Raw genomic sequence first — 11724 nt, 5'->3', positions numbered from 1 at the left:
GGAAAAACACAAACCCCTGGGAGAGACCCAGGGGCCGCTCCCGGCCCGGAAACATGCGCGTTTCGGACATAGGGAACCGGGGCAATGGCGATCACAGATGCAGAAGCATCCGGCTGTTGCCCAAGGTGTTCGGTTTCACTCGTTCGAGACCGAGGAACTCCGCGACGCCCTCGTCATAGGAACGCAAGAGCTCCGCGTACACATCGGTGTCGACCGGTGTCTCACCGATCTCCACGAAGCCGTGCTTCCCGAAGAAGTCGACTTCGAAGGTCAGACAGAAAACGCGGCGAACACCGAGCCAGCGCGCGGTCTGCAGCAACTTCTCCAGCAAGTGATGACCGACTCCGGCGCCCCTGAGGCCGGGCTTCACCGCGAGAGTGCGCACCTCCGCGAGGTCTTCCCACATCACGTGCAGGGCACCGCAGCCGACCACCTCGGCGTTGTCGTCGCGTTCCGCGACCCAGAACTCCTGGATGTCCTCGTAAAGGGTGACCGTGGCTTTGTCGAGCAGGATGCGCTCACGGGTGTAGTCGTCGAGGAGACGGCGCACGGCAGGGACATCGCTGGTCCGGGCCCGCCGGACGGTGATGGCTTTTGCGGGGGGTTCGGGGCGCTGTGCTGACATGAGCGGACGCTATCGCTCGTCGGCCTCCGTCGCCGAGCCGGGGTTCTGCCCTTGCGCGTCTTGTGGGGACTCTCGTGTTTCCGGTCCCTGGACGATGCGCCACGCGTCCCTGAGGGCCTGGCGCTGTTCGTCGCTCATCATCCCGAAGAAGGCGACGAGAGCCGCCGCCGGGTTGTCGCTCTGCGACCATGCGTCGTTCATCAGGGCGGCGGCGTACGCGGCCCTGGTCGAGACGGCCTCATATCGATAGGCGCGCCCTTCCGCCTCGCGTCGCACCCAGCCCTTCTGATGGAGATTGTCCAAAACGGTCATCACGGTGGTGTACGCGATGGACCGTTCCCGCTGCAGGTCTTCCAGGACTTCTCGAACAGTTACCGGGCGGTTCCACTTCCACACCCGGGTCATCACGGCGTCTTCGAGTTCTCCCAATGGGCGAGGCACAGCTCAGAACAATAGTGGGAGATCACGCCCAATGACACACCTAACGTGCGCTTTGGCGGCAAATGCGAACAAAAAGGGCGTACGACTCGAAAGCACGATGCTGCGTGCGGGAGTCGTACGCCGGAACGGCCGACGCGGAACGGGCGCCGGGTGAGCCGTGGGATCAGGCGTCGCCGGTGGACGCCTTGCCGACGCCCTCCACGCGCGCGAGGGCGGCGTCGACAGCCGCGTCCTCCTTGGCCTTGGCGGCCCCGCCCTGGGTCTTCACGATCACCCTGACCACACCGATGAAGAACGCGGCCATGACGATGGGGGGCACGAGCGCGGAGACGTAGTCCATGCCTCCAGAGTAGCCAGGCACACGAAGACGAAGGGGCCGGGGTACGCGTGTCGCCCACCGGGCCGACCACCCACCACCCCACAAAGTCGCCCGCTACTGGATGGGCAGGGGACGGGCTGCCGGGGCCCCACCTGCGGCGGGCCGGCTGATTGCGGCAGCCCGGCCGGGCGGGGGCTGGAGGGCGGCGCGGGCCCGGACGGGACGGGACGGCAGAAGGTCGGCCAGAGACCGGCTACCCGACAGCGGTGAAGCGGCGACGGCTGCCAGCCAGGGGGTGGCCAGCGGCCGAGCTGGGACGACAAAGGGGGGTCGCCCACGACGGGCCGCATGGCTTCGGCAGGTGGGCCGGGCGGCCAGCGGCCGGGCCGGGACGGCAGGGAGGCCGGACGGCGGCAGGTCGGTTGGTTGCGGGAGGGTGGCCGGGCGACTGGCCGGGGAGGCCGCCGCAGGCCCGGACGGGACGGCAGAAGGGGCGACCGGCGACCGGCTACCTGACAGCGGCGAATCGGCAGGGCCTCCAGGGGGCGGCCCGCGGCCGGCCGGGGCCGCAAAGGGGTTGGCCTGCGACGGGCCGTACGGCTGTGGCGGGTCGGCGGGGGCTACCTGCCGGTGGTGGCGAAGGGGTTGGCCGGCGGAGGGGTGGCGGCCTGGTTGCGATGGGGGCGGGGCGGTGGGGTGCCCAGCCGGTGGTGGGGCGGCTGGGCTGGGGGGCGGTGGGGTGGGTCAGCCGGCGGCTAGTTGGCGGGGGTTTTGGGGGTCGGCCGGGGCTGTGGGGGGTTTGCGGCGGGGGAAGACCTCGCCGGGGGTGGGGATGGGGCGCTTCGGGCTCTCGGGCTCGGGGGCGGGCCGCTCCGACGGGGGGCGGCCGGGCTTCTGTGCGGGCTTCTGGGGCTGTTTCTCCGCCTCCCCGGCCTCTGCGGCCACGGCCTCGCGCGCGCCGCCCGGGAGGGCCGTCAGGCGGCTCCGGGAGGGCGGTACGGCGGGAGCGGGGACCGTGCGCGCACCCCGGGCGAAGCGGGCCCGTACGTCCTGCTCGGCGAGGATCTGGCAGCGGTCGAGCAGGGCGGCGGCGACCGGGTTCCCGCGCAGCGCACGGAGCGCGGCGAGGTCGTCCGGGGTCGGCCGGTGCCCGGCGCCCAGCGCCTCCTCCAGGAGCGTGAGGTACCCGGCGGCGGTGCCCGGCAGGGCGGATCGGTACCGGCCGAGATCGGTTACCAGGAAGGCGCGCAGCCTGACCCCCTCACACATCGCCTCGTCGAGCGACTCGGCGAGGTGGAAGCAGTCCTGCACATCCTCAGTGGACGCGTGGCCGGGCTGAAGGGCGAGGGCGAGGGCGCGGCGGAGCACACGCAGCTCCTCCACGCCGAACGCCATGCCGCCGCGGGATCCGTATGGCGTGGGCATGCGGCGACGCTACCGCTAATCGGACAAAAGTGACGGATCGGACTGTTGTGTCGCCGCGTGTCGCTCCCGGTTTCCCCCGGCCGGCGCCCGAACGGCACCAGCCGGGCGCCGGTCACCTCACCTGCCGGTCACCTCGCCCGCGGGTCACCTCACCTCACCCACGGGTCACGCACGGGACACGTTCCGCGGGTCACATGCGGGACACGTTCCGCTCGTACACCAGGCGCAGTCCGATGAGCGTCAGCCACGGCTGGTGCTCGTCGATCACCGAGGACTCCCCCAGCACCATCGGCGCCAGACCGCCCGTGGCGATCACCGTGACGTCGTCCGGGTCCTCGGCCAGTTCCCGGGCCATCCGGCTCACCACGCCGTCGACCTGCCCGGCGAACCCGTACACAATGCCCGCCTGCATGGCCTCCACGGTGTTCTTGCCGATCACGCTCCGCGGCCGGGCCACCTCGATCTTCCGCAGCTGCGCGCCCTTGACGCCGAGCGCCTCCACGGAGATCTCGATGCCGGGCGCGATGACCCCGCCGACGTACTCCCCGCGCGCGGAGACCGCGTCGAAGGTCGTGGCCGTACCGAAGTCGACGACGATCGCCGGGCCGCCGTACATGTCCACGGCCGCGACCGCGTTGATGATCCGGTCGGCGCCGACCTCCTTGGGGTTGTCGGTGAGGATCGGCACGCCCGTCTTCACGCCCGGCTCGACCAGGACCGCGGGCACGTCGCCGTAGTAGCGCCGGGTGACCTCGCGCAGCTCGTGCAGCACGGACGGCACGGTCGCGCAGATCGCGATGCCGTCGATGCCGTCGCCCAGCTCCTCGCCGAGCAGCGGGTGCATGCCCATCAGGCCCTGCAGCAGCACTGCCAGCTCGTCCGCCGTGCGGCGCGAGTCCGTGGAGATACGCCAGTGCTCGACGATGTCCTCGCCGTCGAACAGGCCGAGAACGGTGTGCGTGTTGCCGACGTCGATCGTGAGCAGCATGGCCGTTACTCCGCCTCGCGCAGGTCCAGGCCGATGTCCAGGATCGGCGAGGAGTGGGTGAGGGCGCCGACGGCCAGGAAGTCCACACCGGTCTCGGCATACGCGCGCGCGTTGTCCAGCGTGAGCCGGCCGGAGGCCTCCAGCAGCGCCCGCCCGGCCACAATGCCGACGGCCTCCTCGCACTCGCCGGGCGTGAAGTTGTCCAGCAGGATCAGGTCGGCGCCCGCGTCCACGACCTCGCGCAGCTGGTGCAGGGTGTCGACCTCGACCTCGATCGGCAGCTCCGGGAAGGCCTCCCGTACGGCCTTGAAGGCCTGGGACACACCGCCGGCGGCGACCACGTGGTTGTCCTTGACCAGGGCGGCGTCGGACAGCGACATGCGGTGGTTGACGCCCCCGCCGCAGCGCACCGCGAACTTCTCCAGGGACCGCAGGCCCGGGGTGGTCTTGCGGGTGTCGCGGACCCGGGTGCGGCTGCCCTCCAGGGCGTCCGCCCACGCGCGCGTGGCGGTCGCGATGCCGGACAGCCGGCACAGGATGTTCAGCGCGCTGCGCTCGGCGGTGAGCAGGTCGCGCGTGCGCGCGGTGACCGACAGCAGCTTCTGCCCGGCCTCGACGCGGTCGCCGTCCTCGACGTGCCGCTCGACCTCGAACTCGTCCGTGCACACCATCGAGAGCACGGCCTCGGCGACCCGCAGGCCGGCCACGACGCCCGCCTCGCGCGCGGTGAAGTCGCCGGTGGCCACCGCGTCCTCGGGGATGGTGGCGACCGTCGTCACGTCCACACCGCCGTCCAGGTCCTCCTGGATGGCGACGTTGGCGATGTCCTCGACCTCGATGGGGTCGAGCCCGGCCTCGGCCAGCAGCTCGGCGAGCGCGGGGTCGAGCCCGCACTCCAGGTACTCCTCGTCGCCCTCGGCGCCGCAGGCGCAGTCGTCACCGCAGCCGCCGGTCGGGGCGAGGGGAAGGTCGTCGGTGCTCACAGTTCAGTGCTCCTGGGGGCGCGGGTGGTGCCGGGTGGGCCGGGTCGGGGGGAGGTCGGCGTGGACCGGGTCGGGGGAAGTCGGCGTGGACCGGGTCATGGCGAAGTCCGCGTGGGCCGGGTCGGGGGGAAGTCCGCGGTGTCCGTGGTGTGCACGGCCAGGGACCGGTCGGGGTTGATCCGTACCACGATGTGCCGCCGCCATCGCGCGTCGTCGCGCTCGGCGCGGTCCTCGCGCCAGTGGCAGCCGCGGGTCTCCTCGCGCAGCAGGGCGGCGGCGACCAGGACGCGGGCCACGCACAGGAGGTTGGTGGCCTCCCAGGTGTCGACGCCGGGCTCGGCGGTCTTGCCGTTCTCGTCGAGGGCGTCGCGCGCCTCGCTGTGCAGCCTCTGGAGCTGGTCGGCGGCCCTCGCCAGGGACTCCCGCGAGCGCAGGACGCCCGCGCCCTCGGTCATGATCCGCTGGATGGCGAAGCGGGCCTCGGGGGCGAGCAGGGGGTGCGCGGGCTTGTCGGGGTCGGGGACCGGTACGGGCACGCGCGCGTGGAGGCCGTCGTCCGCGTGGGCCGCGGCGATGTCGGCGGCGATGCGCTCGGCGTAGACGAGGCCTTCGAGCAGGGAGTTGGAGGCGAGCCGGTTGGCGCCGTGCACGCCCGTGCAGGCGACCTCCCCGCACGCGTACAGGCCGGGCACCGTCGTACGCCCGCGGGCGTCGGTGCGCACGCCTCCGGAGGCGTAGTGGGCGGCCGGGGCGATCGGGATGGGCTCGGTGACCGGGTCGATGCCGTTGGCGCGGCAGGCGGCCAGGATCGTCGGGAAACGGTGCTCCCACATGTCGGCGCCGAAGTGCCGGGCGTCGAGGTACATGTGCTCGGCGTCCCGTTCCTGCATCCGCCGCATGATGCCCTTGGCGACGATGTCCCGGGGTGCGAGCTCGGCCAGTTCGTGCTGCCCCACCATGAAGCGCACGCCGTCGGCGTCGACCAGGTGGGCGCCCTCGCCGCGCACGGCCTCGGAGACCAGCGGCTGCTGGCCCTCGGCGTCGGCGCCGAGGAACAGCACGGTCGGGTGGAACTGCACGAACTCCAGGTCGCTGACCTCCGCGCCCGCGCGCAGCGCCAGCGCCACGCCGTCGCCGGTGGAGACGGACGGGTTGGTGGTCGCGGCGAACACCTGGCCCATGCCGCCGGTCGCGAGGACGACCGCGGGGGCGTGCACGGCGCCCACGCCGTCGTGCTGGCCCTCGCCCATCACGTGCAGGGTGACGCCGGCCGTGCGGCCCTCGGCGTCGGTCAGCAGGTCCAGCACGAGCGCGTTCTCGATCGTGCGCACCCCGCGCGCGTGGGCGGCCTCCACGAGCGCCCGGGAGACCTCCGCGCCCGTGGCGTCGCCGCCCGCGTGCACGATCCGGCGCCGGTGGTGGCCGCCCTCGCGGGTGAGCTGGATGCCACCCTCGTCGTCGGTGTCGAAGTGGGCACCGGTCGAGATCAGCCGCCGTACGGCGTCGGGGCCCTCGGTGACGAGGATGCGTACAGCGTCCTCGTCGCACAGGCCCGCGCCCGCCACCAGGGTGTCCTCGAGGTGCTGCTCGGGGGTGTCGCCCTCGCCGAGGGCGACGGCGATGCCGCCCTGCGCCCAGCGCGTCGAGCCGTCGTCCAGCCGGGCCTTGGTGACGACGACCGTCGTCAGGCCCGCGGCCTCGCAGCGCAGGGCGGCGGTCAGGCCGGCCACCCCGGATCCGACGACGACCACGTCCGCGGCGATGGACCACCCAGGTGCGGGCGCGTGCAGTCGTATACCTGTGCTGGTCACGAGGCGGCTCCGAGGGATCCGAAGGTGAGGGGCAGGTTGTCGATCAGCCGGGTCGAGCCGACCCGGGCGGCGACGGCGAGGACGGCCTCGCCGGTGAAGTCGTCACCGATCTCGGTGAAGTCGGACGGGTCGACCAGCGCGAGGTAGTCGAGGCGCAGCGGCGGGTCGAGGCGGGCGGCCTCGTCCAGGACCTGGCGGGCGGCCGCGCGGACGGCGGCCGGGGCGCCGGGCGCGACCGTGGCCACGGCGTGCGCGTCGGCTGCCGCGCGGGACTCCCCTATGGCGCTGAGCGCCTCGGCACGCGCGTGCGTGGAGGGCACTTCGAGGGCCCGCGCGCGCAGCGCCTCCTGCGCGGCGTGCCGGTCGCCGCCCGCGAACAGGGCGCGGGACAGGGCGAGTGCGGTGTGGCGCTCGCGCGGGGAGAGGTAGCGGTTGCGGCTGGAGAGGGCGAGGCCGTCCTCCTCGCGCACCGTGGGGACGCCGACGATCTCCATGCCGAAGTTGAGATCGCGCACCATGCGCCGGATCAGCGCCAGCTGCTGGGCGTCCTTCTGCCCGAACAGGGCCACGTCGGGCCGGGTCAGGTGCAGCAGCTTGGCGACGACGGTCAGCACCCCGTCGAAGTGGCCGGGGCGCGAGGCACCCTCCAGGCGCTCGCCCATGGGGCCCGCGGAGATGCGGACCTGGGGCTCGCCGCCCGGGTAGACCTCGTCCACGGAGGGCGCGAACACGGCGTCGGCGCCCGCCTGAGCGGCGAGCGACAGATCGGCGTCCAGGGTGCGCGGGTAGCGGTCCAGGTCCTCGCCGGCGCCGAACTGGAGCGGGTTGACGAAGACGGTGACGACGACCTCGCCGTCCGCTCCCGCGATCCGGCGCGCACTGCGGATCAGCGTGGCGTGGCCCTCGTGCAGGGCGCCCATGGTCATCACGACGGCACGGCGGCCGTGGCGCACGCGCGCGTGCAGCTCGTCGGCGGTGCTCAGCAGGGCGGTGGTCATCGGGAGTTCCCCTCGGTGCCGTTCGTGCCGTCGGTGCCGTCGGTGCCGTTCGTGCCGTGAGTGCCGTTCGTGCCGTCGGTTCCGTGCTGTCCCTCGGCGAGTACCCCGAGCAGGTCCTCGGCCAGCTCCGGCTTCAGCAGGCCGTGGGCGAGGGCGCGGTCGGCGGTCGCGCGGGCCATCGCCAGATAGCCGGCGACGGTCTGCGGGGCGTGCCTGCGCAGCTCGGTGACGTGCGCGGCGACCGTGCCGGCGTCGCCGCGCGCGACGGGCCCGGTGAGCGCCGCGTCACCAGAGCGCAGGGCGTTGTCCAGGGCGGCGCCGAGCAGCGGGCCGAGCATCCGGTCGGGGGCCTCCACGCCGGCCGCGCGCAGCAGCTCCATGGACTGCGCGACCAGGGTCACCAGGTGGTTGGCGCCGAGGGCGAGGGCCGCGTGGTAGAGCGGACGGTTCTCCTCGCTGATCCACTCGGGCTCGCCACCCATCTCGATGACCAGCGCCTCGGCGGCCAGCCGCAGCTCCTCGGGCGCGGTGACGCCGAAGGAACAGCCGGCCAGGCGCTGGACGTCCACGGGGGTGCCGGTGAAGGTCATCGCCGGGTGCAGCGCGAGCGGCAGCGCGCCCGCGCGCCGGGCGGGGTCGAGCACGGCGGTGCCGTACCGGCCGGAGGTGTGCACGAGCAGCTGGCCCGGCCGGACCGCGCCGGTCTCGGCGAGCCCGGCGACCAGGCCGGGCAGGGCGTCGTCGGGGACGGTCAGCAGGACGAGGTCGGCGCGCTCCATGACCTCGGCGGGCGGCACCAGCGGGACGTCGGGGAGCATCGTCTCGGCGCGCCTGCGGGAGGCGTCGGAGACGCCGGAGACGGCCACCGGACGGTGTCCGGCGAGCTGGAGGGACGCGGCCAGGGCGGGGCCCACCCGTCCGGCGCCGACGACGCCGACGGTGAGCCGCGCGGGGCGGTCCTGGGGATCTGACTGGTGGACTGTACTCACGCGACGGCGGCCTTCCCGTTCCAGTCCGCTCTGGGTACCGGACGATTTCTCGTCATGTTAACGCTATCCGCTTCGGGGGCATCCGGCTGTCCACAGGCTGTGGGTCACGCCACGCGAGTCTGTGCGTCACGCCACGCGAACCCGTGGGTCACGCCACGCGAGCCCGTGGGTCACGCCACGCGCGCGAGGACCCGGCCGCCTCGGAATCCCGGTGCCGCGAAATCCGGGTGCCGCGAAATTCCGGTGCCCCGGACGGCCGTGCGCGGCATCATCCCCGCCATGACGGATACGGCTGAGCGGGACGAAGAGCGGTTGCCGGAGCAGGGTGCGGAGCGGGGTGCGGAGCGGGGTCCAGAGCGGGGTGCGGAGCGAAGTTCACAGGAGGGTGAGGAGCGGTCCGCCGGGCAGGGCGACGAGCGCTCGGAGCGGGAGCGGATATGGAAGCGGCGCAGGGCCGCGCAGCGGGCCGCACGGCGCACCCTGTCCCGCGCGGGCTGGGGCGGCACGATCCGCGAGCGGCTCGCGCGGCTGCAGGACGAGGCGCCGGGCGTGTACGACCTGGACGAGCCGGCCGACATCTACGGCAACGGGGTCGTGGAGGCCCTGGAGGAACGGGTCGCCGCACTGCTCGGCACCGAGGCGGCCGCGTTCTTCCCGACCGGCACCATGGCCCAGCAGGTCGCCCTGCGCTGCTGGGCGGGCCGCACCGGCGACCCCACCGTCGCCCTGCACGCGAAGGCCCACCCCGAGATGCACGAACGGTATGCGTTCAGCCAGGTCAGCGGGTTGCGCCCGGTGATCGTGAGCGGCGAGCCCCGGCTGCCCACGGCCGCCGAGGTCCGCGACTTCCCGGAGCCCTTCGGGGCGCTGATGCTCGAACTGCCTCTCCGGGACGCCGGTTTCGTGCTGCCCACCTGGGAGGAGCTGACGGCGGTCGTCGAGGCGGCGCGGGAGCGCGACGCGGTGGTCCACTTCGACGGGGCGCGCCTGTGGGAGTCCACCGTCCACTTCGGCCGCCCGGTGGACGAGATCGCGAGCCTGGCGGACAGCGTCTACGTGTCGTTCTACAAGTCCCTCGACGGCTTCGGCGGCGCCGCGCTCGCCGGCCCGAAGACCCTGGTCGAGGAGGCGAAGACCTGGCGGCACCGGTACGGCGGGACGGTCTTCCAGCAGTTCCCGACCGCGCTGTCGGCGCTCGCCGGGCTGGATCGGGAGCTGCCCCGGCTGCCCGAGTACGTGCGCCACGCACGCGTGGTGGCCGCCGCGCTGAGCGAGGGGTTCGCGGACGCCGGGCTGCCCTGGGCGCGCGTGTACCCGGATCCGCCGCACACCCACGAGTTCCAGGTCTGGCTGCCGTACGACCCCGAGGTGCTGACGGAGGCGGCCCTCGGCCAGGCCGAGGAGACCTCGGTGATGCTCTTCGCGAACCCCTGGGACACGGGCGGGCCCGGCCTCGCGTTCACCGAGGTCACCGTCCGCGCCGCGGGCCTGGAGTGGACGGCGGACGACGTCCGGGCCGCGGCCCGGGACTTCGTGAGCCGGCTGCCCGGCAGGAAGTAGCCGGCAGGAAGCGGCCGGCGCGGGTCGTGCGGCTACGGCGCGCCGGGCCGCGGCCGGCGGCTCAGCGCGCGGCGGATCCGGCCCCGGGCCGGACGCTCGGCGAGGACCGCGCGAAAGCGCCGGTATTCACGCAGTTCGCGCACCAGGTCGAGGTCGTGGCGGCCCGGCGCGGGCGGCTCGGGCTCGCCGCGCATACGGGCCCGGTGGACGTCGAGGAGGTACTGCTGGGTGATGCTCATGGCGGATCGCCCTCTCGGGACGTGGACGGATCACTGGCTGATCACTGTGACGGGTCACTGTGACGGGTCACTGAGACGGGTCGCTGGCTGATCGCTGACGGATCGCCGGCCGGTCGGGCTCCGCGGCTGCCCCGGTGTCCTCAGACTGCTCCTGACCGGTGCGGATGTCCCGTGGATTGACGGCTGTCGTCAATCGGCGCGGGCACTGTCAGTGGCACGGTGCACGATGGGGGCATGAGCGTGACCATCGACATCACCGGGCTGCCGCCGGAGCGGGTCTGCGTCGTGCCCTCTCCGCTGGCGGAGCTGGGGATGGCGCTGCACGCGCTCAGCGAGCCCGGCCACCACCCGCAACTGCAGGGCTGGGCGACCGCCGTCTCGTCCCGGCTGGACCCGTGCCTGGCCGACCGGCTGTGCGAGGCGGAGTTCCTGTGGCGTACGACGTTCTCCGACGTCTTCGCCCCGTTCGCCGGGATACCCGGCCGGCGTACGCTCCCGGGCGCCACGCTCGCCGAGGAGCTGGACCTGCTGGACAAGCTGACGGACGAGCAGTTCGTCAACGCCGCGCTGGAGTTCAGCTGCCAGCTGCGCTACGACGTCCAGGACGTCGCGCCGCTGGACGATCCGCGGCTGCGCCGGCGCGCCCTGGAACTGGCCGCCGCGCGCGGCACCGTGCAGGAGCGGATCGCCCGGCAGCTGCTGGACGACCCGCCGGCCGTGCGCGCCTGGTTCCGCAAACTGATGCTCGACTGCGACGAGGCCTTCTTCGCCGACACCTGGGCCCGGATCCAGCCCCAGCTCGCCGCCGACGCCCGGCACAAGACCGAGCTGCTGCGCCGCAAGGGGCTCGGCGAGGCCATGGCGTCGCTCTCCGGTGCCGTCTCGCTGGACGAGGAGGCCGGGCTCGTCACGGTCGACAAGCTCGTGGTGGGCCGCACCGCCACCGGGGACGGCGGCCTGGTGCTGGTGCCGACCAGCCTGGGCCGGCCGCATCTGATGGTCCTGCACCGGTACGGCTGGCAGCCGTCGATCACCTACCCGGTCAGCGGCTCCCGCCCGGAGGCCCCGTCCGTCGAGCAGCTCACGCGCCGTCTGGAGGCACTGGCCCACCCGGTGCGGATCCGGCTGTGCCGGCACCTGGCCCGCGCCCCGTACACCACGAGCGAACTGGCCGACGCGCACGGCATGTCGGCGCCCGAGATATCCCGGCACCTGGCGGTGCTGAAGAAGGCGGGCCTGATCACCAACTACCGCCGGGGCCGGTACGTGCAGCACCAGCTGAACCTGTCCGCGGTGTCCCGCCTGGGCAGCGACTTCATCGAGGGCGTGCTGCGCTGACGCGCGGG

General features: G+C 73.4%; 12 protein-coding genes. 2 read left to right on the top strand and 10 right to left on the bottom strand.

From position 1 onward, the window contains the following. Positions 1–91: 91 nt before the first annotated feature. From ACGFYV_RS16175 to ACGFYV_RS16135, 9 genes are all read right to left on the bottom strand, one after another. Positions 92–625, bottom strand: coding sequence for an amino-acid N-acetyltransferase (locus ACGFYV_RS16175; RefSeq protein WP_393879000.1), 534 nt, complete (start codon positions 623–625; stop codon positions 92–94). A gap of 9 nt (positions 626–634) precedes the next feature. Continuing rightward, positions 635–1054: a BlaI/MecI/CopY family transcriptional regulator gene (locus ACGFYV_RS16170; RefSeq protein ID WP_393878999.1), complete on the bottom strand. Its 420-nt coding sequence runs from the start codon at positions 1052–1054 to the stop codon at positions 635–637. 175 nt (positions 1055–1229) lie between these two features. Continuing rightward, positions 1230–1406, bottom strand: a complete 177-nt coding sequence (locus tag ACGFYV_RS16165) for a hypothetical protein (RefSeq protein WP_393878998.1) — start codon at positions 1404–1406, stop codon at positions 1230–1232. A gap of 723 nt (positions 1407–2129) precedes the next feature. After that, positions 2130–2780, bottom strand: coding sequence for a hypothetical protein (locus ACGFYV_RS16160; protein ID WP_393879039.1), 651 nt, complete (start codon positions 2778–2780; stop codon positions 2130–2132). A 220-nt stretch (positions 2781–3000) separates the two neighbouring features. Continuing rightward, positions 3001–3798, bottom strand: coding sequence for a type III pantothenate kinase (locus ACGFYV_RS16155; protein ID WP_393878997.1), 798 nt, complete (start codon positions 3796–3798; stop codon positions 3001–3003). Positions 3799–3803: 5 nt separating this feature from the next. Next, positions 3804–4781 (bottom strand): carboxylating nicotinate-nucleotide diphosphorylase, encoded by a 978-nt coding sequence (nadC, locus tag ACGFYV_RS16150; protein WP_393878996.1) that lies wholly within the window; start codon positions 4779–4781, stop codon positions 3804–3806. Positions 4782–4876: 95 nt separating this feature from the next. Next, on the bottom strand, positions 4877–6592 hold the full coding sequence (locus ACGFYV_RS16145) for an L-aspartate oxidase (protein WP_393878995.1): 1716 nt from the start codon (positions 6590–6592) through the stop codon (positions 4877–4879). After that, a complete protein-coding gene (panC, locus tag ACGFYV_RS16140; RefSeq protein ID WP_393878994.1) occupies positions 6589–7590 on the bottom strand; it encodes a pantoate--beta-alanine ligase in 1002 nt (333 codons plus the stop codon). The genes ACGFYV_RS16145 and panC overlap by 4 nt, the downstream gene beginning before the upstream one ends. Next, a complete protein-coding gene (locus tag ACGFYV_RS16135) occupies positions 7587–8579 on the bottom strand; it encodes a Rossmann-like and DUF2520 domain-containing protein (RefSeq protein WP_393878993.1) in 993 nt (330 codons plus the stop codon). Before ACGFYV_RS16135 ends, panC begins: the two co-directional genes overlap by 4 nt. A gap of 279 nt (positions 8580–8858) precedes the next feature. Between ACGFYV_RS16135 and ACGFYV_RS16130 the strand changes: the two genes are divergently transcribed. Then, positions 8859–10139, top strand: coding sequence for a threonine aldolase family protein (locus ACGFYV_RS16130; protein ID WP_393878992.1), 1281 nt, complete (start codon positions 8859–8861; stop codon positions 10137–10139). 32 nt (positions 10140–10171) lie between these two features. Here ACGFYV_RS16130 and ACGFYV_RS16125 read toward each other — a convergent pair whose 3' ends face one another. Then, entirely contained in the window at positions 10172–10378 is a 207-nt protein-coding gene (locus ACGFYV_RS16125; RefSeq protein ID WP_393878991.1) for a hypothetical protein, read from the bottom strand. A gap of 234 nt (positions 10379–10612) precedes the next feature. On the opposite strand from ACGFYV_RS16125, the gene ACGFYV_RS16120 reads away from it, so the two are divergent. Then, entirely contained in the window at positions 10613–11716 is a 1104-nt protein-coding gene (locus ACGFYV_RS16120) for a DUF5937 family protein (protein ID WP_393878990.1), read from the top strand. Positions 11717–11724 lie beyond the last annotated feature (8 nt).

This window comes from Streptomyces sp. NPDC048297, assembly GCF_043201585.1.
GTDB lineage: Bacteria > Actinomycetota > Actinomycetes > Streptomycetales > Streptomycetaceae > Streptomyces.
The sequence above is the reverse complement of the archived record's forward strand: the minus strand, read 5'-3'. Positions and strand labels throughout refer to the sequence as shown.